The organism is Bordetella genomosp. 7 (assembly GCF_002261265.1).
Classification (GTDB): Bacteria; Pseudomonadota; Gammaproteobacteria; order Burkholderiales; family Burkholderiaceae_B; genus Bordetella_A.
In genome coordinates this window covers 15,234-39,934 of sequence record NZ_NEVK01000004.1, presented here as the reverse complement: position 1 = coordinate 39,934, position 24,701 = coordinate 15,234, and the positions used below count along the sequence as shown (strand labels likewise).

Below are 24,701 nucleotides of genomic sequence, written 5' to 3'. Positions count from 1 at the left end.
TACCGGCATGACCGGGGGCCTGTATGAGTATCGGCCCATCTGCATTGGGCACAGTGCTGGTGCAACGGCTGGACGCCGTGCTGGGCACCACCATGGCCGCGCATGCCAACCTGGTTTCCGGCGCGCGGCCCGATGCCGTCGCCCAGCCCGGCGAGGCCGTGCGGCCCGGGCAGGCAGAGCATGCCGGCCGCTCGCCCCGCCAGCCGCTGGACCCCGCCGCGCGCGGACAGCGGGATGCCACCGTCGCAAATTCGAAAGACGCGGAAGCATCCGGGCAGCCGGCGCGCAGCCAGGTCACGCGTACCGATGCGACGGCCTCCGCGCCCACCACGCTGGGCCAGACGGCCCGCACCATCCTGGCGCTGCTGGCCCAGTACCCCGACCGGCCGCCGCCGGCGCGGGGCCAGGCCCCGCTATGGCCCGGACCCACGTCGCCCGCGGAGGGCGCCGCCCCCCCACGTTTGGCCGACGGCCACGCTCCGCTGCCCGGCGACGCACCGGCTCGGGGTGCCGCCGGACTGGCGGCAGCCCGGCCGGACGCTGCGGGCAATGCTCCCATGCCAGGCGCGCGGCCCGGCCATCCCGTTGCGGGCGTTGCGGCGCCGGCCATGACCGGCCTGCGCCTGCCTGCCGCGGCAACGCTGGCGGCCGCCCTGCGCCATGCCTTGCAGAACAGCGGCCTGTTCTATGAGTCGCACCTGAGCGATCTGGCCTACGGCCAGCGCACCGCCGACCAGCTGCGTGCGCAGCCGCAGGCATTGCTGCCCCGCGCGGCCCTGCCGCCCCATGAATCCGCCGGGCGGCCGCCCTTGCCTGCGCAAGGCGCCACACCGGGCGATGCGCCGGCAAGCACGCAGGCGCCTTCCCCTGGGCCGACGGGTATTCATCCGGAAGCCGCGCCGCTGGTGCGCCAGCAACTCGATATCCTCGCCAATCAGACGTTGGTCTGGCAGGGCCAGGCATGGCCGGGCACGCCCCTGGAATGGGAGGTCCGCCGCGACCGCCATGGCGAGGCCGACGAGGCCGGCACGCACTGGGCCACCCGTCTGACCCTAGACCTGCCCCGACTCGGACAAGTGCAGGCCCGGCTGACCCTGGCCAATGACCAGCTGGTCCTGCAATTGCTGGCGCCCCGCAGTGCGCGCGAGATCAACGCGGCCGCGCAGGCGCTGCGTGCAAACTTGCAGCGCGCCGGGCTGACGCTGACCCACCTGTCGGTGGATGCGGTGGCCGCGCACACGCCGCAGGCCACGCCATGAGCGCAGGCACGAACGACCATCCCGGCGCCGCGCGCAGTTCGGCGGTCGCGCTAAGCTACGGCGAACAAGACGCCGCGCCGCGCGTGGTCGCAAAAGGGTACGGACGGGTCGCGGACGCCATCGTGCGCACTGCACGCGACCATGGGCTGTATGTCCATGAATCGCGCGAGTTGGTCAGCTTGCTGATGCAGGTGGACCTGGATGCGCACATCCCCCCGCAGCTATACGCCGCAGTGGCAGAACTGCTCGCCTGGCTGTATCGTCTGGAGACCGGGGCCGCCGCCGACGACGACCCCGCTGCACCTGCCCCTCCCGGCCCAGATTCCGCCGCCCATCCATGACACCGGCCGCAGCCCCCGCCCTGCTTCGCCGCACCGACGAGATACGCTCGATATTGCGAACGCTGTCGCATCGGCAAAGCGGTGTATATGTGTGCAACGCGCTGGCCGAGCCAGACAGCGACGCGTGCGAGTCGCGCATCCTGGGGCCCGACTGGCGCCTGCCTCACTTTTTCTGGCGCCCGGAGGACATCCGGCACTGTCCGGCCCATCTGCGCGACTTACTGCCGGCGGGCGAAATATTGCTGGACTTCTCGGCAGTGACGCCGCAGGGCGACGAGGTGCGTTTCCGCGTCGCCCGCTCTATGACGGTGCATTTTCCGGATAGCAGCGCCGCCCTGCTGAGCGGCTTTCCGGACGTCGTGCAATATCTGCCCGCCGAACGACCGGTCGAGGCCTGACGACCCAACCCCCGCTACACCGCCATGGACGATATTTCTTTATAGGCGGCAACCAGGCGGTTACGCACCTGCACTGCCGTCTGGAACGCGATGGAGCTCTTTTGCAGGTCGATCATCACGTCGTTCAGCGATATGTCGGGCGCCCCGAGTTCGTATGCCTTGGCCTGATTGCTGGCCGAGGTCTGCGTCGCCGAAATCCGCTGCAGCGAACGTTGCAGCTCGGCGGCGAAGCTGGCGGGCTGGGGCGACAAGTCTGCGGCGGTGACGCCGTTGCTCTGGGCAGCCTGCACTACGGCGCGCATCTGCTGCAACATGCTTTCGATACCTGACAAACCCGATACGGCCATGGCCTCTCGCTTCCTTGCTGGTCAATAACAAAACAGATTGCAAGGGTACGCCTGCGCGGCTGGCGCCATAGCGTGCAATAGCCGGCAAAACACCCGGCACTTCAGCATATGCAGCAGGGGTTGCGCCCGGGTGGGCGCGCCCCGGAAATATGCAGGGCATAGCGGCACAAGTAACGCCAAAAAACGCTTGTTTTCGTCGATTGGAAGGGGATGGCTCGCCGCCATAATTCACGCTCCCCCGATACCAAGCACGTTGCATGCGTAACTTGCCACACCTGCCCATGTTGTCCGACTTCACGCTCTGCGAAGCCTGCCGGAGCCCCCGATGAACCAGCAGGCTACTCTAGGCGCCTCGCTGCTTACCAAGTTTCCCGCACTGGACAAAGTGCGCGCCCTGCCCAAGCCCCTGCTGCTGGGCGCGGCGGCCGCGCTGGTGGCCGTTATTGCCGTGCTTGCGCTATGGAGCCGGGAACCGGACTACAAGGTGCTGTTCTCGAACCTGGACGACCGTGACGGCGGCGCCATTGTCAGCGCATTGGGGCAAATGAACGTCCCGTACCGCTTCAGCGCGGATGGCAGCGCGTTGATGGTGCCCGCCGAACGCGTATATGCCACGCGCATGCAACTGGCCGGCCAAGGCCTGCCGCGCGGCGGCTCCGTGGGCTTCGAACTGCTGGACAACACGCGCTTCGGCGCGAGCCAGTTTGCGGAACAAGTGAATTACCAGCGGGGCCTGGAAGGCGAGCTGGCACGTTCCATCGAGGCCATGCATACTGTCCAGAATGCACGGGTGCATCTGGCCCTGCCCCGGCAGTCGCTGTTTGTGCGCGACCGGCAGGCCCCCACCGCTTCGGTGCTGCTGCACCTGCATCCGGGCCGCAGCCTGAGCGACGCGCAAGTCGCCGCGGTGGCATGGCTGGTGGCTTCCAGCGTGCCCGACCTGACCGCCGAGAACATTTCCATCGTCGACCAGAATGGCCGCCTGCTGTCCGCTCCGCTGGGTGAAGGCCGCGGCATGGACGCCGACCAGTCGCGGCTGCGGCGCGACATCGAGCAGCGCACCGTCGAGCGCATTCTCACCATCCTGAATCCGCTGGTCGGTCCGGGCAACGTGCAGGCCCAGGCCAGCGCCGAAATGGATTTCGCACGGCGCGAACAGACGTCCGAAGTCTATCGGCCCAATCAGGAACCCGGGCAGGCTGCGGTGCGCAGCAAGCAGACCAGCGATTCGCTGCAAACCGGCGACGACGTGGCGCGCGGTGTGCCGGGCGCCTTGAGCAACCAGCCGCCGGCCGCTGCCCAGGCTCCCATCGTCAACCCGCCACCGCCGCCGGCACAGCCCGGCCAGGCCGCACCCAATGCCGCTCAGGCCGTCGCCACGCCGGCGGCCACGGCGCTGCCCACCAGCAACCGCAGCGACGCCACCATCAACTATGAAGTCGACCGCACCATCAGCCATGTGAAGCAGCCCGTCGGGCAGCTCAAGCGGCTGTCGGTCGCCGTCGTGGTGAACTACCTGCCCGATGACCAGGGCGAACCGAAGCCGTTGCCGCCCGAAGAGCTCAGCAAGCTTACCAACCTGGTACGCGAGGCCATGGGCTATTCCGAGGCCCGCGGCGATTCCCTGAATCTGGTCAACAGCCAGTTCAACGACCAGCCTGTCCAGCCGCCCTTCTACCGCGACGCCGAACTGATCGATCTGGTCAAGACGGTACTGGCATGGGTGCTGGGCCTGGCACTGGCTATCTGGCTGTACCGCAGGTTTGCGCCGATGGTCAGCAACTATCTGAACCCCCCGGTTGACCCCGAGGAAGCAGAAGCCCGGCGCCTGGAGGCCCAGCGCGAAGCCCAGGCGGCCGCCCGCGCCAAGGAAGTGGATCGCTACGAAGACAACCTGCAGCGCGCCCGCGATATGGCCACCAAGGACCCGCGCGCGGTTGCCATGGTGATGCGTGCATGGATGACCAAAGATGAGAAATGATGGAAAACCGCTGGACGGCATCACGCGCAGCGCAGTGCTGATGATGTCGCTGGGCGAAGACGCCGCTGCGGAAGTCTTCAAGTACCTGACGGCACGCGAAGTCCAGCAGGTCGGCGCGTCAATGGCCAACCTGAAGCAGGTGACCCGCGGGGACGTGGCCGTGGTGCTCGAAGAGTTCCGCCAGGAGGCCGACCAGTTCATGGCCGTCACACTGGGTTCGGACGAATACATCCGGACCGTGCTGACCAAGGCGCTGGGCAGCGATCGCGCGGCGGGGCTGATCGAAGACATCCTGGAAGCCGGCGAAGGCGCCAGCGGCATCGACGCACTGAACTGGCTGGATCCTCATACGGTGGCCGAGCTGATCGGCGACGAACATCCGCAGATCATCGCCACCATCCTGGTACACCTGGAACGCGACCGCGCCGCCGGTGTGCTGGCGCTGCTTACCGACCGCCTGCGCAACGACGTCATGCTGCGCATCGCAACGTTCGGCGGCGTGCAGCCTGCCGCCCTGTCGGAGCTGACCGATGTGCTCAACGCCGTCCTGGCCGGCCAGGGCGCCAAGCGCAGCAAGATGGGCGGCGTGCGCACGGCGGCCGAGATCCTGAACATGATGAATTCGGCCGATGAAGAAGCCGTGGTGGAAAGCCTGCGCGAGCGCGACAGCGACCTGGCGCAGAAGATCGTCGACGAAATGTTTGTTTTCGACAACCTGATCGATGTCGAAGACCGTGCGCTGCAACTCATCCTCAAGGAAGTGGACAACGACAGCCTGATGGTGGCGCTCAAGGGCGCATCGGAAGAGCTGCGCAACAAGTTCCTGCGCAATATGTCGAGCCGCGCCGCCGACATCCTGCGCGAAGACCTGGAGGCGCAAGGTCCGATCCGCATGTCGAAAGTCGAGGGCGAGCAGAAGAAAATCCTGCAGATTGCCCGCCGCCTGGCCGAGAGCGGCCAGATCGTGCTGGGCAGCCAGGGAGACGACGCGTATGTCTGAGGCCCGGCGGCCGGGAAACGACGTGCTGCCGCGCGCTGCCTGGCGGCGGTGGCAGATGTCGTCGTTCGACCTGCCGGTCGAGGATATTGTCGAGGTCGCCACCAGCGAACCCGAGCCCGATCCCGGCCCCGACCGTGAAGCCATGCTGCGTGAAGCGCTGGCGCAGGCCCGCGAAGAAGGCCTGAGCGCAGGCATGGCGCAAGGCCGGGAACAGGGCTTGCGCGAAGGGCGCGAGACGGGCCACGCCGAAGGCCTGGAGGCCGGCCGTCGGGCCGGCTACGACGAGGGCCTGGCCCAGGGACGCGAGCAGGCCCGCCAGGAAGCGCTGCAGCTGCATAGCCTGGCCGATGCCTGCGCGAAGTCTGTGGCGGCGCTGGAAGCGCAAATGGGGCAGGCGTTGCTGACGCTGGCGCTGGATATTGCCGGCCAGGTGCTGCGCACCACGCTGGCCGAGCAGCCCGAAGCCATGCTGGCGGGCGTGCGCGAAGTGCTGCACATCAATCCGGCGTCCACGGGCGCCATGCGCCTGTGGGTGCATCCCGCCGACCTGGAACTGGTGCGCCTGCACCTGGCCGACGAACTGCGCGAGGGTGGCTGGCGCGTGGTGGCCGACGAGTCCATTACGCGCGGGGGGTGCCGCGCCGAAACGCCGTATGGCGATATCGACGCCACCCTGCAGACCCGCTGGCGCCGCATCGCTGCGTCGCTTGGCCGCAGCGTGACATGGGACGCGGCGCCATGAGCGCCGTCGCCGCGAGCGTGCCGGCGATCGAGCGCTGGGATGCCCAGCTGCGCATCGGGTCGATACGCGCCGCCGCGACGGAACCCTGGCTCGCCAGCGGCCGCATCACCCGGGCCACGGGCCTGGTGCTGCATGCCACGGGCCTGCGACTGCCGGTGGGCGCGGCGTGCCGCATCGAACTGGCGCGCGGCCACGATCTGTGGGCCGACGCCGAGGTGGTCGGATTTGACGGCCACACGCTTTTTCTGATGCCTCAGGCAGACATTTCCGGCTTGCCGCCCGGGGCCCGGGTGGTGCCGGGCGAACCGCCGGTGCAGCGCGCCATCCCCCTGCCCCGCACCGCCGAGCTCAATGGCAATGCCAAACCGCAGGTTGGGCGGCACCTGCCGGTGGGCAACGCGCTGCTCGGGCGCGTGCTGGACGGGGCGGGTCGGCCACTGGACGGGCTTGGTCCGCTTGCGGGAGCGGAACTGGCGCCTCTTTCCGCGCAGCCCATCAACCCGTTGTCGCGCGCGCCTATCGACACGGTGCTGGACGTAGGCGTGCGCGCCATCAACGGACTGCTGACGGTGGGCCGAGGCCAGCGCATGGGCCTGTTCGCCGGGTCGGGGGTGGGCAAGAGCGTGCTGCTGGGCATGATGGCCCGCTATACGCGAGCCGATGTCATCGTCGTCGGCCTGATCGGCGAGCGCGGCCGCGAAGTCAAGGAATTCATCGAACATAACCTCGGCGCCGACGGGCTGGCGCGGTCCGTCGTGGTGGCTGCCCCCGCCGACGTATCGCCTTTGCTGCGCCTGCAGGGCGCGGCCTATGCCACACGCCTGGCGGAGCACTTCCGCGACCAGGGGCAGGACGTCCTGTTGATCATGGACTCGCTGACCCGGTATGCGATGGCACAGCGGGAAATCGCGCTGGCCATTGGCGAACCGCCGGCCACCAAGGGATACCCGCCGTCGGTGTTCGCGCGGCTGCCCGCGCTGGTAGAGCGCGCCGGCATGGGCGCGGCGGGCCCGGGGGGCAAGGCGGGCTCCATTACCGCTTTCTATACGGTGCTGGCCGAGGGCGACGACCAGCAGGACCCCATTGCGGATTCTGCGCGAGCGATCCTGGATGGGCACGTGGTGCTGTCGCGTCACCTGGCCGAAGCCGGCCACTACCCCGCCATCGATATCGAGGCCTCGATATCGCGCGCCATGACCTCGCTGATTCCCGATGCACAGTACGCCGCCGTACGGCGCTTCAAGCAGACCCTGTCGCGCTACCAGCGCAATCGCGACCTGATCGCGGTGGGCGCCTACACCGCGGGCAATGACCCGCAGCTCGACGACGCCATCGCACGGTACCCGCGCCTGGAAGCCTTCCTGCAGCAGAACATCGGCGACAGCGTCTCGTACGAAGACGCCATCGACCAGTTGCGCGCCACATTCGAGACCAAGGAAGTGTATGTCTAGTCAACTGCCGCTGGATACGTTGATCGAACTGGCCAAGGAAAACGCCGACGATGCCGCCCGCGCGCTGGGCCGCCTCAGCACCGAACGCAATCGGGCCGAACAGCAACTGGCCATGTTGCAGGACTACCGCCAGGACTACCTGCAACGCCTGCAGGCCGCAATGCAGTCGGGCATGTCGGCAGCCGATTGCCACAACTATCAACGCTTTATCGGCACGCTGGACGATGCCATCAGCCAGCAGGGGGCCGTGCTGCGCCAGGCCGACGCGCAATTGGCGCAGGGCAAGCTGCATTGGCAGCAGCAACAGCGGAGACTGAACTCATTCGACGCGCTAGCCCAGCGCGAGCGGCGCGCGCATGCTTTGCGCGAGACGCGGCGCGAACAGCGCGCCAGCGACGAATTCGCCGCACGCCGGGCCTACCGCCACTTTCCGCTTTAACCGAACGTCGATCAGGATGCATCAATGACCGCGACCTCGCCCTCTCCTTTGCCCGTTACCGGCGCCGCCCCGGCCGCGCCATCGCGCCCCGGCACGCCGGCCGCAGCGAAGACTGCAGAGAGCTTCGCCCAGCAGCTGGCGCGGCGGCGCCATGCGGCCGACGAAGACGCTCGCGCCGCGGCATCGGCCGGGCCTTCCGCGCCTGCCAGGACGGATAGCGGCCTGCCGGCGGCCGACTCCGCGCCCGCCGCCTCGCCGCATGACTCTATCGTCGACGCAGCTGTCGCGCCGCCCGCCGAGCTTGGCGCTCTGGCCGCCGCGGCGGCCCCGGCTGCTTTGCCTGTGCAGTTGCCCGGCCAGGCGCTCGACATCGCCGCGCAGGCCGCGCAACTGCAGCAGCTGGCCGCGGCGCCGCTGCCAGCCGCCGCGCAAGGCGGCGATACGGCCCTGGCAACCGTCATGGCGCTGCCAGACACCGCCGCGCCCGAGACGGCCGCAACCAGGCCCGAGCAACTGGCGGCCGCGGCTGCATCACCCGCCCCGGCACCGAAGGCCGGGCATGCAGCCGGCGCCCCACCCGTGATGCCGGCGACGCCGCCTGCTATCGACGCCCGCAGCGTCACCGCCCCGCGCGATGCGCAGCACGGCTTCGTGCCCACGCCTTTGCCGCCGGGCCCCGACGAAGCCGCTGCCGATGCCGAATTGGCCCATGCAGCGCGTGCGCCTGTGCTGGAACCCGCCTGGCAGGATACCGGCCCGGCAAATACCGACGCTTACCAATTAATGGCGAGCCACGTCGGCGCCGGCCAGGCCGCTGCCCGCCCGGATCCTGGCCAGGCCTGGAACCAGGCGACCCACTCCGGGCCGCTCTCGCTGGGCGTGTTCACGCCGGTGGCGGCCACGCCTGCCTGGGGAGCCGACCTGGGGCGTCAGCTCGTGACCTTGAGTCACGACGCGGGGCAAGGCCGCCACACCGCCGAGCTTCGGCTGGACCCGCCCGATCTGGGCCCGCTGCGCGTCACGCTCAGCGTTAGCGACGGCGTAGCCAGCGCCAGCTTTGTTTCCGCCCACGCGGCCGTGCGCCACGCGGTGGAATCTGCACTGCCTCAGCTGCAGCAGGCGCTTGCCCAGGCCGGGCTGTCGCTCGGCCAGGCCAGTGTGGGCGAACACGGCAGCCAGCCTGGTTTCGACATGCAGCAACAGTCGCAGCAGCGCGGACAAGGCCGAGACGCCATGGCTGCGTCTGGCGACGGCCCTGCAACGACGCAGACGGCGCCCGTCACCTCTCACCGCGCGGATGGACTGGTGGACACCTTCGCCTAGCGTGTGCGCGGGCCCGCGCGCACGGCGCGGGCGCTGCCGGCCCCGTCATGACCCGATGACAGTCCGGCGCGCAATAGGCTGAGTTACGCGGGTTTCATCCTGTTTTTCCCGGGCAATCGCCGTTGGACTTTGCGGCAGAATCCCTTCAATTCCTAGCATCGATACCCTGATGGCCACTTCCAAGAATCCTTCCATGCCGGCGCGCTCCAGCCTGCCGCTGCGCACCACTGGCGGCAGCTCCATCATGCGAGGCCTGTTCTGGCTGCTGGCGCTGGCCATCGTGGCCTCGGCCAGCGTTGCCGTGACCTGGTTCATCATGCAGCGCCAGCATGCCGACACACTGGCGCAGGTACGGCTTGGCGTCGGCCAGCCCGACGCCGGATCGGCGCCGACGCCGACCGTGTTCGTCGCCCCGCCGGCCAAGCCCGCTCAGGTGCCGGCGCCCATCTTCATCCCGCTGGAAGCGTTTACGGTGACGCTGCTCAATGGCGACACCGAACGCCTGCTGCATGTGGGCATCACGCTGCGCGCCAATGACGAGCAGACGCGCATGCGCATCGAGAAGTACATGCCGGAAGTGCGCAGCCGCATCCTGATGGTGCTGTCGTCGCAGTCACCGGCCGCCGTCCAGACCCTGCAGGGCAAGGCCGATATGGCGCGCGCCATCGTCAACGCGGTAAACCAGCCGTTCCTGCCCCTGCCCGACGGCCAGCACGTCAGCGACGCCCTGTTCACCGCTTTTGTGGTTCAGTAAGCATGGCCTACGAGGCGTTTCTTTCGCAGGACGAAGTCGATGCCCTGCTGGCGGGCGTAACCGGCGAGGCAGACAGTAAAGAACGCGAGGCCGCCGACCCGCATGGCGCTCGCGCCTATGACCTGAGTTCGCCCGATCGTGTCGTGCGCCGGCGGATGCAGACGCTGGAGCTGATCAACGAACGCTTTGCGCGGCACTTGCGCAGCCTGCTGCTGAACTTCATGCGGCGCAACGCCGACATCACGGTCGGGTCGATCAAGATACTGAAGTACGCCGATTTCGAACGCAACCTGCCGGTACCCAGCAACCTGAACATGGTGCAGATGAAGCCGCTGCGCGGCACGGCCCTGTTCACCTACGACCCGACGCTGGTTTTCCTGGTGATCGACAGTCTGTTCGGCGGGGACGGCCGCTATCACACGCGGGTGGAAGGGCGTGATTTCACGACGACCGAACAGCGCATCATCCGCAGGCTGCTCAACCTCACGCTCGAGAGCTACGGCAAATCGTGGGAAGCGGTGTACCCCGTCGAGTTCGAGTATGTGCGCTCGGAGATGCATACCAAGTTCGCCAGCATCACCGGCAACAATGAAGTCGTGGTGGTGTCTTCATTCCACATAGAATTCGGCGCGACGGGCGGCGAGCTGAACATCTGCCTGCCCTATTCCATGATCGAGCCGGTGCGCGACCTGCTGACGCGGCCGCTGCAGGAAACCACGCTGGAAGAAGTCGACCAGCGCTGGACTCAGCAGCTGTCGCGCCAGGTGCGCAGCGCCGATGTGGATCTTGCGGCCGAATTCGCGACGATTCCTTCGTCCATAGGCGAACTGATGCGCCTGCAGGTGGGCGACATACTGCCCATCGAAGTGCCCGAGACCGTGATCGCCAGCGTCGACGGCGTGCCGCTGATGGAATGCGCCTACGGCGTCTTCAACGGGCAATACGCGCTGCGCGTGCAAAACCTGTTTTCCTACGATACCGATACAAACGAGGCTCCCGATCATGACTGACACGAACACGCCCGGCCAGACCGGCGCCGGTTCGTCCGCCAACCCGGCCGACGACTGGGCCGATGCGCTCGCCGAGCAATCCGCGGCGGCGCAGCCTCCCACCCAGGCCGACGGCCTGAAACCGCAGGACGACTGGGCCGGCGCCCTTGCAGAGCAGGCCGCCGCGCCGGCGACGATGCCCGCGGGGTCGCCGGCCGCGGGGTCGCCCGCCGCACTACCCGCAGGTGGGTCGGTGTTCAAGCCGTTGGCCAACGACATGGGCGGCAAGGGCAGCGACATCGACCTGATCATGGACGTGCCCGTCCAACTGACTGTGGAACTGGGACGCACTCGCCTGACAATCAAGAACCTGCTGCAACTGGGCCAGGGCTCGGTCGTCGAACTCGACGGGCTGGCCGGCGAACCCATGGACATCTTCGTCAACGGCTACTTGATCGCACAGGGCGAGGTTGTCGTCGTCGAAGACAAATATGGCATACGCCTGACGGACATCATCACGCCGTCCGAGCGCATCAACCGCCTGAACAACCGCCGCTGAGCGCCATGACCGAATCGGGCGTGCTGCGCGTGGTGCTGGGATTGCTGCTGGTCCTGGCCGCCATTCTGCTATCGGCCTGGCTGGCGCGCCGCGCTGGCCTTGCAGGCCGCACCCAGGGCGGACCGCTGCGCCAGGTGGCCAGCCTGACGCTCGGGCCGCGCCAGAGCGTCGCGCTGTTGCAGGTCGAGGATACCTGGCTGGTAGTGGGCGTAACCCCCAACCAGATCTCCACATTGCACACCTTGCCAGCCGGCGCACTGCCGCCGGCGGCCAACGAACTCGGCGCTTTCGCCGGCAAACTGGCCCAGGCATTGAAACGCCGCGCATGACGCCGGCCCCCCGCTCATGATGCAGCAATTCTCACTCCGCCGCCGCGGCCTGCCGCCGGCACTCGCAGCCCTGGCGCTGGCCGGCCTGGCGCTGTTTCCGGCCAGCGGTTTAGCGCAGGCCACCCTGCCCGCCCTGACCGCCACGCCGGGCCCCGGGGGCGCGCAAACGTATTCACTCAGCATGCAGACGCTGCTGCTGATGACCTCGCTGTCTTTCCTGCCGGCGGCCTTGCTGATGATGACGGGCTTCACGCGCATCATCATCGTGCTGGGCTTGCTGCGCAGCGCCATGGGCACCGCCATGTCGCCGCCGAACCACGTGCTGATCGGCCTGGCCCTGTTCCTGACGTTCTACACGATGTCCCCGGTGTTCGACCGCATCTATACCGAGGCCTATCAGCCGTTGTCCGAGGGAACGATCCCGTTCGAGACGGCCGTCGATCGCGCCGCCGCGCCGCTGCATACTTTCATGCTGCACCAGACCCGCGAGAATGACCTGACGCTGTTCGCCAATCTGGCCAACTTGCCCGCGCTGGAGGATCCCTCGCAGGTGCCGCTGAAGATCCTGGTGCCGGCCTTCATCACCAGCGAGCTCAAGACCGCTTTCCAGATCGGCTTTACGATCTTCATTCCGTTTCTGATCATCGACCTGGTGGTGGCCAGCGTGCTGATGGCGTTGGGCATGATGATGGTGCCGCCCGTCACGGTCGCGCTGCCCTTCAAGTTGATGCTCTTCGTGCTGGCCGATGGCTGGAACCTGCTGCTCGGATCGCTGGCCGGCAGTTTCTATCAATGACCGGAGCAAGCCGTGACTCCTGAAACCGTCATGTCCATGACCTACCAGGCGCTCAAGGTGGCGCTGGCCATGGCCGGCCCGCTGCTGCTCGTGACGATGGTGGTCGGCCTGGTGATCGCCATATTCCAGGCCGCGACGCAGATCAACGAAATGACACTGTCGTTCATTCCCAAGCTGGTGGCCATGTGCGGCGTACTGGTGCTGCTGGGCCCGTGGCTGCTCGGCCTGATGACGGACTACATCCGCCAGCTGATCGGCCAGATTCCGTTGCTGGTGTCGTAGCGCCGCCACGCCGTCCGCGCTGTAGAGATGATTGCCTTCACCCAGCAACAGCTAGATGGCTGGCTGCTGCAATTCCTGTGGCCTTTCGTGCGCATCCTGGCATTGGTGGGCACGGCTCCCCTTTTTTCCGAATCCAGCGTGCCCGTGCGGGTCAAGGTGGGACTGGCATTCGTGCTGACCGTCGCCATCGTGCCCGGCCTGCCCGCGCCGCCGCCCATTCCGCCGGGGTCGTTTGCCGGGTTGTGGCTGCTGGCGCAGCAGGTGCTGATCGGGCTGGCCATGGGCTTTACCATGCGCGTGGTGTTCGCTGCGGTGCAGACCGCGGGCGAGTTCGTAGGGCTGCAGATGGGGCTGTCCTTCGCCTCGTTCTTCGATCCGGGCACGGGCGCCAATACTGCCGTGCTGTCGCGCCTGTTCAATATCGTGACGATGCTGGTGTTCCTGGCGCTCGATGGACACCTGCTGGTATTGGCGGGGCTGGTTCATTCGTTCGATACCCTGCCCCTGGCCGACCTGTCGCTGCACCGGGAAGGCTGGGCGGTCGTGGCGCAATGGGGCCAGACCATCTTCGTATCGGGACTGTTGCTGGCCCTGCCGCTGATATGCGCGCTGCTCACCATCAACCTGGCGATGGGCATACTGAATCGCGCGTCTCCCCAGTTGTCGGTTTTTGCCGTGGGGTTCCCGGTCAGTCTCATCACCGGCCTGTTGCTGCTGACCGCCGTCCTGCCCCAGTCTGCGGGATTCCTGGAAGGCCTGATACGGGACGGCCTGCATACGATGGGTGAAGTGGTGGCCAGGCTGGCCGGTTTGGGCTGACCGGCGCTGCCCATGACGGGCATTGTGCCGGCGGTGCCTGACTTCACGGAAGCCAGGCACCCGTGGCGCGCACCCGCATCGCGCGGGGCACGCCCGGCTTAGCCCTGCGCCACCATGGGCGCTGCGTAGCCGCTCAACTGCTGCGCGGGCACTTCGATGACTTCGCCGGTATTGATCTTGAACACCGCCACGGCTTCGGCCAGGCGCTGCGCCTGCTCCTGCAGCGAACCCGCCGCCGCGGCCGCTTCCTCGACCAGCGCCGCGTTCTGCTGCGTCACCTCGTCCATCTGCGACACCGCGCGGTTGACCTGCTCGATACCGCCCGACTGCTCCTCCGAGGCCGCCGATATCTCGCCCATGATGTCCGTCACCCGCTTGACCGACGCCACAATCTCCTGCATCGTCGAACCGGCCCGCTCCACCTGCTGCGAGCCCGTGCCCACCTTGCTCACCGAGTCCTCGATCAGCACCTTGATCTCTTTGGCCGCCTGCGCGCTGCGCTGCGCCAGCGAACGAACCTCGCCGGCCACCACCGCAAAGCCCTTGCCCTGCTCGCCCGCGCGCGCCGCTTCCACCGCCGCATTCAGCGCCAGTATGTTCGTCTGGAACGCAATGCCGTCAATCACCGACACAATCTCGGAAATCTTGCGCGAACTCGCCGAGATCGCCTCCATCGTGTTGACCACCTCCGACACCGCCTCGCCGCCACGCTCGGCAACGTCCGAGGCGCTGGCCGCCAGCTGATTGGCCTGGCGCGCGTTGTCCGCATTCTGCTTGACCGTCGAGGCCAGCTCCTCCATCGACGCGGCCGTCTCCTCCAGCGACGCGGCCTGCTGCTCCGTGCGGCTGCTCAGGTCCGTGTTGCCCGCCGATATCTCCCGCGAACCCACGTTGATCTCGTCAACCCCGCGACGAACCTGCGACACCGTGCGCGCCAGGTTCTCCTGCATCCGCTTGAGCGCCGCAAACAACTGGCCTATCTCGTTGCTGTTGCGAACCTCTACCCGCGCCGTCAGGTCCCCGTTGGCAATCTTGTCAAAGTGCTGGCCAGCCTCGACCAGGGGACGCACGACCAGCCGGCCGAACACCATGCGCGCTACCAGCATCAACACCAGCGCCAGCGCCACCGCCACGCCGACCGCAGCCACCGCGCGCTGGAAGTTGGCCTGCGCCGCCGCCACGTTGGCGCTCTGCTGCGCCTGGATATAGTCGCTGAACTCCGCGATAGCCTCGATGAAGGTCGCGCTGCGCGGCGTGCCATACTCATTGTTGACCATGTAAAAGGTCGAATAGTCTTCGCTGCGCAGGGCTTCGACCATCGTATCGACCCCATCATCGATATACGCGCGGTAGCGGCGTACCAGGTTCATCGACAGACGGCGGCCGGTGTCGTCTTCCAGCATATTCTGCTGGAAGTCCGAGAAGCGCTTGCGCACGCCATCAAGGCGGGTGGTGGCGGAATCGAGCGCTTCCTTGGCGCCTTGCGCCGCGCTTTCGCCCGACCCCCAGCCAGACTCCTGCAAATAGCGCGCAGCCACCATCAGGTCGACGCGTGCGCGCAGCATGTCGCTGTTGATGATCTCGACCTGTTTGGCGCGGTCCGTCAGGTCCTGGATCCGGCGGATCGATTCATAGTTGGTCTGCAGGAAGTACGCCGCCAGCACGCCCACGGCTGCAATCAGCAGCGCGAAGAAGGCCATTACCGCCAGCAGCAAGGTGCCCACCCGCGCGTCGCGGATCTTCCAGGATCGTTTCTGTTTCGGGGCGCGCGCCCGCTTCTTGGTCTTGGCCGGCTTGGTACCGGCGTCGTAACTCGCTTCCATAGCTTCCCCGTCCATCACGAATATTCGGAAAAACACACATCGCCGGCGTGCGCCGGCGTCCGTTAGACCCTGGCTGATCGCGCCACTGCGGTCATTGCGCCGGCGGCGCCGGCACTGCAGCCCAGGGAGCGCCGGCGGGCCCATCCAGCCGCGCCGGCGGCGGACCCAGCAACTTGCGCCGCTCCCACGGCTCCAGCAAAACGTTGGTGCTGTCCACCAGGCCCAGCAGTCGGCCGTCGGGGCCGAAACGCAACAAGGCCTGCTTGCGGCCGTACAGACCGTCGGTCACCCAGGTAGCGTGGTACGACCACAGTGCCAGGGTGCTTCCGTCGGATTGGCCGTACAGCGTCTGCGGCGCGGCCCCCAATGCATAGGCGGCCTCGTCCATGGTCGACACGCCCGGCGTCAGCGCCGACAACTGCGACGCGTCGAAGTTTCGGCCGGTAGTCATGCAGCCCGACAGCAGGGCCGCCATGGCCAGTACCGCCGTCGCCATGCGCATACCCGTTTGCGCCAGGCGAACGCGCATCATCTGCGCATGCATCAGAAGGATTCCCAATCGTCGTCGGCCGACGATGCGCGCGGGTTCGCCTGCGAGCCCGCCGCCGCCCGTTGCGGCGTGAAAGCGCGCGCGGACCTAGGCGCCACGGCGCCATCGGAAGCCTGGTGCGCGGCAACCTTGCGCCGAGCCTGCGGGGCAGCCCCGGCGGCCGGCGCGGCGGCCGCTTGCGGACGCGTCGCCGCGCGGGCAGGTTCCTGTGCAGGCTGGGCGGCCTTCAGCTGCCGCGGCGCCGACTCGGGCATGGCCTGCCTGGGCTGGCCAGGGGCAGCGGGCGGGCGCGCGCCATCGGCCACGCGCGGCGCGCGCTGCGCGCTCAACTGCTGCGCGGGCACTTCGATGACTTCGCCGGTATTGATCTTGAACACCGCCACGGCTTCGGCCAGGCGCTGCGCCTGCTCCTGCAGCGAACCCGCCGCCGCGGCCGCTTCCTCGACCTGCGCCGCGTTCTGCTGCGTCACCTCGTCCATCTGCGACACCGCGCGGTTGACCTGCTCGATACCGCCCGACTGCTCCTCCGAGGCCGCCGATATCTCGCCCATGATGTCCGTCACCCGCTTGACCGACGCCACAATCTCCTGCATCGTCGAACCGGCCCGCTCCACCTGCTGCGAGCCCGTGCCCACCTTGCTCACCGAGTCCTCGATCAGCACCTTGATCTCTTTGGCCGCCTGCGCGCTGCGCTGCGCCAGCGAACGAACCTCGCCGGCCACCACCGCAAAGCCCTTGCCCTGCTCGCCCGCGCGCGCCGCTTCCACCGCCGCATTCAGCGCCAGTATGTTCGTCTGGAACGCAATGCCGTCAATCACCGACACAATCTCGGAAATCTTGCGCGAACTCGCCGAGATCGCCTCCATCGTGTTGACCACCTCCGACACCGCCTCGCCGCCACGCTCGGCAACGTCCGAGGCGCTGGCCGCCAGCTGATTGGCCTGGCGCGCGTTGTCCGCATTCTGCTTGACCGTCGAGGCCAGCTCCTCCATCGACGCGGCCGTCTCCTCCAGCGACGCGGCCTGCTGCTCCGTGCGGCTGCTCAGGTCCGTGTTGCCCGCCGATATCTCCCGCGAACCCACGTTGATCTCGTCAACCCCGCGACGAACCTGCGACACCGTGCGCGCCAGGTTCTCCTGCATCCGCTTGAGCGCCGCAAACAACTGGCCTATCTCGTTGCTGTTGCGAACCTCTACCCGCGCCGTCAGGTCCCCGTTGGCAATCTTGTCAAAGTGCTGGCCAGCTTCCCGCAGGGGCCGGAGCACGCTGCGTTGCATAAAGACCCAGCACAGGCCGGCCAGCACGAGCGAAATCAGCACCAGTGCAATGGACACCGTGCGCGACAGCATGTAGTCGGCTCTGGCATCGACTACGAGCTGGTCAGTGCGCGTATTGACGAACTGGAGATAATCCGAGAACGCCTGGTCGAAGGCCGCCGCCGCGGCCTGCGTACCGGTATTCTGTTCGATGAAAGCGCGCAGGTCCTGCCTGTCCATCGCATCGAACTGTCGCGCTGCGCTGCCGGCATAGCGCTGGTAGGCGGCATTCAGCGCCTGGGCTTTCTGCTCCAGCGCCTCGCTCTTGGTCATGTCCATGAACGCGGTGATCAGCCGCGCCGCACTCGCGCTGGCCGTACGCGCCTCATTCAGCGACTGGCTCGATTCGCGCAGGCGGCCCTCCTGCAGTTCAACGAGCGACGCAGATCCGCTCAAGCGGGCGCGCTGCAGCAGCGTGACCGCCTGGTATACCGGCGTCACCTGATTGGAGTACACGGCGTTGACCCGGTCGAGCTTGTCGTTGCTGGAGTACATGGCCAACCACGCAGCCGCGTTGGACACCAGCAGCGCCAGCAACAATACGCCGAGCACAAGCAGTATGCCGGTGCGAACTTTCAAATTTGACAGCATGATCCTGGGTCTATAAAGAGATAAACAGTAAAGCGCCAAAGGGCTCAACGCCCGCGGCTGAACAGGCTGGAACCCTGGATGGTCGAGAACGACGCCGCTGCGGCGTCCAGCGCCACCTTGCGCAGCAACAGCTGGGAAGTCACGCTATAGACGTCGACGTCTTCCAGGTCGGACAGCTGCTTGGTATACGACAACGTGCGTTGCGCGCCCACCGAGTCCAGGGCGTCGAGCTCGTTCAGGCGCGCGCCCACCGAGGCCTGCACGGTCAGCACGTTGTCCAGCGTCAGTGACAGTTTGCGGTTGGCGGTGGCCAGCATGTTGTTGATGGCCGTCATCGCCGCCGGGTCGTCCATGGCGGGCGTGGCCAGGGTGTCGATCAGGTCGCCGAGCGTCTCGAACATATCCATGTTCGATGCCTTGGGCGTTTGCACCGTGTAGGTATCCCCCGCAGCGGGCTGCCCCGAGATGCTGGCCCTGACGCCGCCCATGTCTATGGTCTGCCCTTCCACGAACGGCACCGGCGCCGGCGCAGGCACCGAACCCGGCACCGTGTCGGCCGTGTAGCTCAGCACGCCGCCCACGTCCGAGAATGTAATGATGAAGTCCTGCCCCACGTTGTTGCCAGCGGCCGGGGCGTCGAATGACACCTTGCCGAACTGCCCGGTTCCCGTGTTGGCGGCCCCGGCCTGCATGATGTAGGCCATCGATCCGCTGGCCGCCTTGCCGAAGATATCGGCGATCACATCGCTGCCGGCCATCTGGCGGCTCTGGTCTACCTGGATGATGCGCTGGCCATTGTCGCCGCCATAAGTGACCGAACCATCGGCATTGAGTGTCACCGGTTGCGCGTAACCGTCGTGGCCCGAAAACAGGTATTGCCCGTTGCCGTCCGTGGCGTTGGCCAGGCCCACCAGTTGCTCGCGCGCGGCCTGGAGCTCGGCCACCAGCGCCTGGCGGTCAGGGTCGCTGAGCGTGCCGCCCGCCTGCACAACCCGTTGCAGCACCGACTGCAGCGTGGTCACCGAGGACGCCAGGGCATTGCTTTCCAGGCCCAGGGTCTGCTTGGCCGTATCGCGGTTGTTCGCGTAGGTCGCATTCATGCTCGATGTCTGCGACACATTCACCGCCAGCGAGGCGGCAAGCGGATCATCGGCCGGCGTCAGCACGCGGCGGCCGCTGGCCAGCTGTTCCTGCAGGCGCGACAACGTCGCTTCTTGCTTGAGGATGCCGTTCAGGCCGTTCTGGTAGATAAGAGAAGTGCTCAGGCGCATGGTAAAAGCTCCGGTCCGTATCAGTCAGCTGCAATCAACCGCATCAGCGCAGGCCGAGCAAGGTGTCGAACACCGTGCTGGCCACATCCAGGATCCGGGCGCTGGCCTGGTACTGTTCCTGGTAGATCGTCAGGTTGACGTATTCCTCGTTGAGGTTCACGCCGGAAACCGACAGGTATGCCGAGGTCTGCTGTGTGATCAGGTTGCCCTGGGCCGTGTTGGCAGTCTTGATCTGCTGGGTCTGTACACCCACGTTGTTGATCAGCTGCGAAAACTGCCCGGCCAGGCTCAGCGTGCCGCCAGCCAGCACCTTCGTGGTCTGCAGCTTGGCGAGTTCCAGGCCGTTCGCGCCATTGGTCGTGCCCCCGGTCGCGTCGGCCAGGGCGATCTTGGCCGGGTCCGTGATCAACATGCTCAGATCGCGGGCGGCGTCGCGCATGGGCTGCAGCGTCCAGCTGTCGCCGGCCATGGCGGTGCCGCCCAGCTCCAGGCTCATGCCGTCGATCTCGATCGACGGCGGCGCGCCGGCCGGCGTCAAGGTCTGCGTCGCGCCGTCCGAGCGGCGGGTGACCTGGTAATTGGCGCCATCGAACACTATGTCGTACGAGGTCGCTCGCAACGCGCCCGCGTCGGTGAATGCGGCCGTCAGCGTGCCATCGCCGCCGTTTCCGGCCTTGGGAATGCCTGTGTGCACACCCAGGCCGAACATGGGCCCGCCAGGATCGCCGTTCAGGTCCAGCCCCGCCTCGTGTTGCGCATTGAACGCCAGCGCCAGCCCCACAGCCAGCTGGCCCAGCTGATCTTGCGCCGCGTCCAGCGATGCGCTGCGGAACTGCAGGAAGCCTCCCAGCTTTCCGCCGCTGATCTGGCTGTCGGCAAGCTCCACTTTTATCGTCGTGCCGCCGCCCGATGGCAGTGAATAGGCCAGTGCCATGCGCGTGGGATCGGCCGCCGACTGCACGGCCGCCAGCGGATACACGGTCGTGCCCGACAACAGCGTCTGTCCGCTTTGCAGGGTGATGTTCAGTGTGTCGCCCTGCTGGTAATAACGTACGCCCACCAGTTGGTTGAGCTCCGACAGCGCCTGGTCGCGCTGGTCCAGCAAGTCGTTAGGCGCATGGCCCGACTTGCCCTGCGCGACGACGATCTGCTGGTTCAGGTCGTTGATGCGCTCCAGGTAGCTGTTGACCTGCTCAACCGTGGTCGAGATCTGCGTATTGACCCCGTCGCGCAGATTCTGCAGCTCGCGATAGGCCGTATTGATCTGCGTGACCAGCGAGTTGGTTTTGCCTATCATGTCCTGGCGCACCGCAGGGTCGGCAGGGCTGCTCGCGCCGGCGTTCACACTGGCGAAAAAGCCCTCCAGCGCCGGCGTGATGCCTACGGTGCGGTCGGCGAACAGGTTGTTGATCTGCGATATCTGGTCGTAGTGGGTGGCCAGCTGGGCGCCCGAACCCTGGGCGCCTACCATCTGGCGATACAGGAAGCTGTCGTACTGGCGCTTGACGGTATCGACCTGCACGCCGCGGCCGAAGTAACCCTGCCCCGTCTCGGTGGCGCCGGCTGTCGAGGTGATCACGCGCTGGCGGCTGTAGCCGACCGTTGCCGAGTTGTTGATGTTGTGGCTGGTGACTTCCAGCCCCGCCTGCGAGGCATTCAACCCGGTGAGCGCCAAGTTGTACAGATTCATATTGCCGATATCCCGTAGAAAACCGCATTCGGTCCAGATACCGGGTTAACGGCACGCGCCCCGCCGAATTTAGCGCGCACCGTCAAATTCCCCGGCGCCTGCGCCGCCAAGCTGCGCCATCACCGCAATCAGCTTGTCGGCATATGCCGGGTCGGTGGCATAGCCGGCCGCCTGGATGCGCCGCGCGGCCTCGACCTCGTCGCGCGCGTGCAGAACAGATTCGTAACGCGGGCTTTCGCCGATCAGGCGCGCATAATCGGCAAACGATTCCTCATACGACCCGTAGGCGCGGAATGGCTCCACGACCTTGCGGGGCACGCCGTCCTGGTATTCGGTGGTCATCACGCTGACCACCTTGCCGCGCCAGCCCGCGCCGGCCTTGATGCCGAACAGGTTGTGGCTGGTGGCGCCGTTTTCGTATTTCAGTTCGCGCCGGCCCCACCCCGATTCCAGGGCCGCCTGGCCCAGGATCAGGCGCGCCGGCAGCCCCGTCTGGCGCGCCGCATGTTCGGCTGGCCCGGCCATGCGCGACACAAAGTCCACCACGTGCGCAGGAGCGCCATCGGCCACGGCCAACTCTCGCTCGCGCGCACGGTTGTTGCGCATCAGTTCCAGCAATGCCGCCACCTGGCGCGGGGCGCGCGCCGAGCCGTCGGCTGGCGCGGCGGCCAGGGCCGGATCCAGCGCCGCGTCGGCGCCCGCTGCCCGGCCCTGCTGCATCTGCTTCAGCATGGCCTGGGCCAGGCCGACACCCGGATCGGCCAACTGCAGCGCCAGTTGCTCGTCCGTCATGGTGCGCAGCATCTGCGACTGCTGGGAGTCGAACAGCCCTCCCTTGGGCGTGGCCTCGCGCATGCGCTTGAGCATCATCTGCAGAAACAGCGCTTCCACTTGCGTAGCAACCTGCTTCTGCGCACCGGCATCGTCGGGCCTTGAAGCGGCGCCGCGCTTGAGGTCAGCCAGGCGTCCCATGTCGAAGACCGACTGCTGAGAACCCGGTCGCGGCGTATAACTGACAAAAGCCATCAGATAATTTCCAGGTCGGCGCGCAGCGCGCCCGCCGATTTCATGGCCTGCAGGATGGCCAGCAGGTCCTGTGGCGTGGCGCCCAGCGCGTTCAACGCCTTTACAACGTCTGCCAGGTTGGCGCTGGTGCGCACGCGGTGCAGCGCGCCGTCTTCCTGGCGCACCTCGATCTGCGTGTTGGGCACCACCACCGTCTGCCCGCCGCCGAAGGGGGTGTCGGGCTGCGACACCTGCGCCTGGCGGTTGATGATGACGGACAGGCTGCCGTGCGCCACGGCCGCTTCGTCGATCATTACGGTCTGGTTCATCACCACCGACCCCGTGCGGGCGTTGATAATGACTTTGGCTGTGGCGGGCGCGCGCCGTACCTGCAGGTTCTCTACCTTGGCCAGGAAAGCGGCCTGCGCCGCTGCGTCGGCCGGCCCCCTGACCTGCACGACCCGGCCATCGACGGCCTCGGCCGTGCCTGGACCGAATGCCTGGTTCAGCGCCGCCACCACATTCTGGGTTGTGCCGAAGTCGGTCACATCCATTTCCAGGTAGATGCTGCCGTCGTGTGCGAACGAGGTAGGCACCGCGCGCTCGACAATCGCCCCGTCGGTAATGCGCCCGCCATTGAGCTGGTTGATCTGCACACTTGAGCCGCCCGCGGACGCCCCGGCCCCGCCCACCAGGATGTTGCCCTGGGCGATCGCATACACCTGGCTGTCGGCCCCCTTCAATGGCGTCATCAACAGCGTGCCGCCGCGCAGGCTCTTGGCATTGCCCATCGACGACACCACCACGTCCAGGCGCTGGCCGGGGCGCGCAAACGGCGGCAGCGTGGCCGTCACCATGACGGCGGCCACGTTCTTCAATTGCATGTTGCTGCCCGGCGGCACCGTAATGCCCAATTGCGAGAGCATGTTGGTCAGGCTTTGCTGGGTGAAAGGTGTCTGCCGCACCTGGTCGCCGCTGCCGTCCAGCCCGACCACCAGGCCATAGCCGATCAGCATATTGCCGCGCACCCCCTGTATGGAGGCCAGGTCCTTGATGCGTTCGGCATGCGCCGCGCCGCCCAGCGTCAGCAATGCCGCCAAGGCCAATGGGCCGGCGCGGCGCAGCAAAGCGGAAAACAGAGGAAAGAAAGTCATGGTCAGAACGGCGATGCGATCAGGAAAAAGCGCTGCAGCCAGCCCATGGTCTGCACTTCATCCATGACTCCCTTGCTGCGATACTCGATGCGGGCGTCGGCAACCTGGGTCGAAGACACCGAATTGGCGCCCGTTATCGAGCGTGGATCCACCACGCCGGAAAAGCGCACATATTCGCTGCCCCGGTTGATGGCGATCTGCTTTTCGCCCGCAACCTGCAGATTGCCGTTGGGCAGCACGCCTATCACCGTGGTGGTGATCGTGCCCGTGAACGTATTGTTGGCGCTTGTATCGCCCTTGCCCGATGCCTGGTTCGACCCCGACGCATCCGTGTCGAGCTTGGCATTGGCCCAGCTGTCCATGAAGCCGGGGGTGGCGGCAATACCCAGGCCAACGCTGCCGCTGCGGTTGGTATTGGTGGCGACGTTCTTGGCCGCGTTCGTGCGCTCGTTCAGCACGATGGTGACGATATCGCCCACGTTGCGGGGCCGCCGGTCTTCGAACAAGGGGTAATTGCCGTAGACCCTCGGCTGGTAAATGGCGCCATTGGGCTGCGCCGCCGCCATGGGCGGCGGCGGGGGCACGGCCGTGACGGGGCCGCTGACTATCGGTTCGGGCGGAATCATCGCACACCCGACAGCCGCCACTGCCAACATGGCCGCAAACAGCAGACGCAGCACATTCATGGGCATCACAACTGCGTCAGGCGAGCCAGCATTTCATCCGAGGTCTTCACAGCCTTGCTGTTCATCTCGTACGCGCGCTGCGTGGTGATCATGTTGACCAGCTCTTCGGCGACGTTCACATTGGACGTCTCGACATACTGCTGCAGGATGGAGCCCGCGCCATCGATGCCAGGCTGCAGAACGTTGGCCGGGCCCGACGAATCGGTTTCCAGGTACAGGTTTTCGCCTATGCTCTGCAGCCCGGGCGGATTGATGAAGGTCGCCAGCTGCAACTGGCCGATCTGCACGTTCAGGCCCGCAGCGCCCGGCTGGGTCACCGAAACGGTGCCGTCCTTGCCTATGGTCAGCGACAGCGCATTGTCCGGCACGTTGATAGGCGGCTGGACCACATAACCGCCCGCCGTGGTCAGCTGGCCGTTCTGGTCGACCTGCAGGGCGCCGTCACGCGTGTAGGCCTGCGTGCCATCGGGCAGCTCCACCTGCAGAAAACCCTTGCCGTCGATGGCGATATCCAGCTCGCCGCCGGTGTTGTTCATATTGCCCTGCGTGAACACCCGTTCGGTCGAGGCGACACGCACACCCGTGCCCAGCTGCAGGCCGGTGGGCAGCTGGTTGGCGTCACCCACCTGAGCGCCGGGCTGGCGCAGCGTCTGGTACATCAAGTCCTGGAAGATCGCCCGGCCCCGCTTGAAGCCGTTGGTCTGGACGTTGGCCAGGTTATTGGAAATGACGTCCATCGAAGTCTGCTGACCTTCGAGACCCGTCTTGGCAATCCACAGCGAACGCATCATGATGGAAACTCCTGG

The 24,701-nt window shown here is 66.8% G+C and carries 26 protein-coding genes; 16 read left to right on the top strand and 10 right to left on the bottom strand.

Annotated elements, in window-relative coordinates; genetic code table 11:
* Positions 1-23: 23 nt before the first annotated feature.
* The 3 genes from CAL19_RS07445 to CAL19_RS07435 are packed head-to-tail and all read left to right on the top strand — an operon-like array spanning position 24 to position 1,998.
* Positions 24-1,259, top strand: coding sequence for a flagellar hook-length control protein FliK (locus CAL19_RS07445; protein ID WP_026639638.1), 1,236 nt, complete (start codon positions 24-26; stop codon positions 1,257-1,259).
* On the top strand, positions 1,256-1,600 hold the full coding sequence (locus tag CAL19_RS07440; RefSeq protein ID WP_094796444.1) for an EscU/YscU/HrcU family type III secretion system export apparatus switch protein: 345 nt from the start codon (positions 1,256-1,258) through the stop codon (positions 1,598-1,600). The genes CAL19_RS07445 and CAL19_RS07440 overlap by 4 nt, the downstream gene beginning before the upstream one ends.
* Positions 1,597-1,998 carry a hypothetical protein gene (locus CAL19_RS07435; protein ID WP_094796443.1) on the top strand — a complete coding sequence of 134 codons (402 nt, stop codon included), beginning with the start codon at positions 1,597-1,599 and terminating at the stop codon, positions 1,996-1,998. Before CAL19_RS07440 ends, CAL19_RS07435 begins: the two co-directional genes overlap by 4 nt.
* A 14-nt stretch (positions 1,999-2,012) precedes the next feature.
* Here the strand turns inward: CAL19_RS07435 and fliE are convergent, their stop codons facing one another.
* Positions 2,013-2,345 (bottom strand): flagellar hook-basal body complex protein FliE, encoded by a 333-nt coding sequence (fliE, locus tag CAL19_RS07430; protein ID WP_026639641.1) that lies wholly within the window; start codon positions 2,343-2,345, stop codon positions 2,013-2,015.
* A 325-nt stretch (positions 2,346-2,670) separates the two neighbouring features.
* Here fliE and fliF point away from each other — a divergent pair, with 325 nt between their 5' ends.
* From fliF to fliR, 13 genes are all read left to right on the top strand, one after another.
* Positions 2,671-4,326 (top strand): flagellar basal-body MS-ring/collar protein FliF, encoded by a 1,656-nt coding sequence (fliF, locus tag CAL19_RS07425; protein ID WP_094796442.1) that lies wholly within the window; start codon positions 2,671-2,673, stop codon positions 4,324-4,326.
* The gene (gene fliG / locus CAL19_RS07420) at positions 4,316-5,326 is read left to right on the top strand and encodes a flagellar motor switch protein FliG (RefSeq protein WP_026639643.1); all 1,011 of its coding nucleotides are present in this window, start codon (positions 4,316-4,318) and stop codon (positions 5,324-5,326) included. The genes fliF and fliG overlap by 11 nt, the downstream gene beginning before the upstream one ends.
* Entirely contained in the window at positions 5,319-6,068 is a 750-nt protein-coding gene (fliH, locus tag CAL19_RS07415; protein WP_094796441.1) for a flagellar assembly protein FliH, read from the top strand. The genes fliG and fliH overlap by 8 nt, the downstream gene beginning before the upstream one ends.
* Positions 6,065-7,519 (top strand): flagellar protein export ATPase FliI, encoded by a 1,455-nt coding sequence (gene fliI / locus CAL19_RS07410; RefSeq protein WP_170940294.1) that lies wholly within the window; start codon positions 6,065-6,067, stop codon positions 7,517-7,519. Before fliH ends, fliI begins: the two co-directional genes overlap by 4 nt.
* Complete coding sequence (gene fliJ, locus CAL19_RS07405; RefSeq protein ID WP_094796439.1) at positions 7,512-7,958, top strand: flagellar export protein FliJ; 447 nt, start codon at positions 7,512-7,514, stop codon at positions 7,956-7,958. Before fliI ends, fliJ begins: the two co-directional genes overlap by 8 nt.
* Before the next feature lie 24 nt (positions 7,959-7,982).
* The gene (locus tag CAL19_RS07400; RefSeq protein WP_094796438.1) at positions 7,983-9,281 is read left to right on the top strand and encodes a flagellar hook-length control protein FliK; all 1,299 of its coding nucleotides are present in this window, start codon (positions 7,983-7,985) and stop codon (positions 9,279-9,281) included.
* Positions 9,282-9,450: 169 nt separating this feature from the next.
* Positions 9,451-10,035, top strand: coding sequence for a flagellar basal body-associated FliL family protein (locus CAL19_RS07395; protein WP_094796437.1), 585 nt, complete (start codon positions 9,451-9,453; stop codon positions 10,033-10,035).
* 2 nt (positions 10,036-10,037) lie between these two features.
* Positions 10,038-11,045, top strand: coding sequence for a flagellar motor switch protein FliM (gene fliM / locus CAL19_RS07390; RefSeq protein ID WP_026639649.1), 1,008 nt, complete (start codon positions 10,038-10,040; stop codon positions 11,043-11,045).
* Positions 11,038-11,583, top strand: coding sequence for a flagellar motor switch protein FliN (gene fliN, locus CAL19_RS07385; RefSeq protein ID WP_026639650.1), 546 nt, complete (start codon positions 11,038-11,040; stop codon positions 11,581-11,583). The genes fliM and fliN overlap by 8 nt, the downstream gene beginning before the upstream one ends.
* 5 nt (positions 11,584-11,588) lie before the next feature.
* Positions 11,589-11,912, top strand: coding sequence for a flagellar biosynthetic protein FliO (gene fliO, locus CAL19_RS07380; RefSeq protein WP_026639651.1), 324 nt, complete (start codon positions 11,589-11,591; stop codon positions 11,910-11,912).
* A 16-nt stretch (positions 11,913-11,928) separates the two neighbouring features.
* The gene (gene fliP / locus CAL19_RS07375) at positions 11,929-12,708 is read left to right on the top strand and encodes a flagellar type III secretion system pore protein FliP (RefSeq protein WP_094796436.1); all 780 of its coding nucleotides are present in this window, start codon (positions 11,929-11,931) and stop codon (positions 12,706-12,708) included.
* A gap of 12 nt (positions 12,709-12,720) precedes the next feature.
* Positions 12,721-12,990 carry a flagellar biosynthesis protein FliQ gene (gene fliQ / locus CAL19_RS07370; RefSeq protein ID WP_026639653.1) on the top strand — a complete coding sequence of 90 codons (270 nt, stop codon included), beginning with the start codon at positions 12,721-12,723 and terminating at the stop codon, positions 12,988-12,990.
* 27 nt (positions 12,991-13,017) lie between these two features.
* Positions 13,018-13,809, top strand: a complete 792-nt coding sequence (gene fliR, locus CAL19_RS07365; protein ID WP_026639654.1) for a flagellar biosynthetic protein FliR — start codon at positions 13,018-13,020, stop codon at positions 13,807-13,809.
* A gap of 98 nt (positions 13,810-13,907) precedes the next feature.
* Here fliR and CAL19_RS07360 read toward each other — a convergent pair whose 3' ends face one another.
* The 9 genes from CAL19_RS07360 to flgG form a co-directional block, all read right to left on the bottom strand.
* Positions 13,908-15,632: a methyl-accepting chemotaxis protein gene (locus CAL19_RS07360; RefSeq protein WP_094796435.1), complete on the bottom strand. Its 1,725-nt coding sequence runs from the start codon at positions 15,630-15,632 to the stop codon at positions 13,908-13,910.
* A 91-nt stretch (positions 15,633-15,723) separates the two neighbouring features.
* On the bottom strand, positions 15,724-16,134 hold the full coding sequence (locus CAL19_RS07355) for a hypothetical protein (protein ID WP_094796742.1): 411 nt from the start codon (positions 16,132-16,134) through the stop codon (positions 15,724-15,726).
* Between the two features lie 41 nt (positions 16,135-16,175).
* Positions 16,176-18,089, bottom strand: a complete 1,914-nt coding sequence (locus tag CAL19_RS07350) for a methyl-accepting chemotaxis protein (RefSeq protein WP_094796434.1) — start codon at positions 18,087-18,089, stop codon at positions 16,176-16,178.
* Positions 18,090-18,133: 44 nt separating this feature from the next.
* Positions 18,134-19,360: a flagellar hook-associated protein FlgL gene (gene flgL, locus CAL19_RS07345; RefSeq protein WP_094796433.1), complete on the bottom strand. Its 1,227-nt coding sequence runs from the start codon at positions 19,358-19,360 to the stop codon at positions 18,134-18,136.
* A 43-nt stretch (positions 19,361-19,403) separates the two neighbouring features.
* Complete coding sequence (gene flgK / locus CAL19_RS07340; RefSeq protein WP_094796432.1) at positions 19,404-21,050, bottom strand: flagellar hook-associated protein FlgK; 1,647 nt, start codon at positions 21,048-21,050, stop codon at positions 19,404-19,406.
* Between the two features lie 69 nt (positions 21,051-21,119).
* Positions 21,120-22,076 (bottom strand): flagellar assembly peptidoglycan hydrolase FlgJ, encoded by a 957-nt coding sequence (gene flgJ, locus CAL19_RS07335; protein ID WP_094796431.1) that lies wholly within the window; start codon positions 22,074-22,076, stop codon positions 21,120-21,122.
* Positions 22,076-23,209 (bottom strand): flagellar basal body P-ring protein FlgI, encoded by a 1,134-nt coding sequence (locus CAL19_RS07330; protein ID WP_026639834.1) that lies wholly within the window; start codon positions 23,207-23,209, stop codon positions 22,076-22,078. Before CAL19_RS07330 ends, flgJ begins: the two co-directional genes overlap by 1 nt.
* Before the next feature lie 2 nt (positions 23,210-23,211).
* Complete coding sequence (locus tag CAL19_RS07325) at positions 23,212-23,901, bottom strand: flagellar basal body L-ring protein FlgH (protein ID WP_094796430.1); 690 nt, start codon at positions 23,899-23,901, stop codon at positions 23,212-23,214.
* Positions 23,901-24,686 carry a flagellar basal-body rod protein FlgG gene (gene flgG, locus CAL19_RS07320; protein WP_026639836.1) on the bottom strand — a complete coding sequence of 262 codons (786 nt, stop codon included), beginning with the start codon at positions 24,684-24,686 and terminating at the stop codon, positions 23,901-23,903. The genes CAL19_RS07325 and flgG overlap by 1 nt, the downstream gene beginning before the upstream one ends.
* Positions 24,687-24,701: the final 15 nt, after the last annotated feature.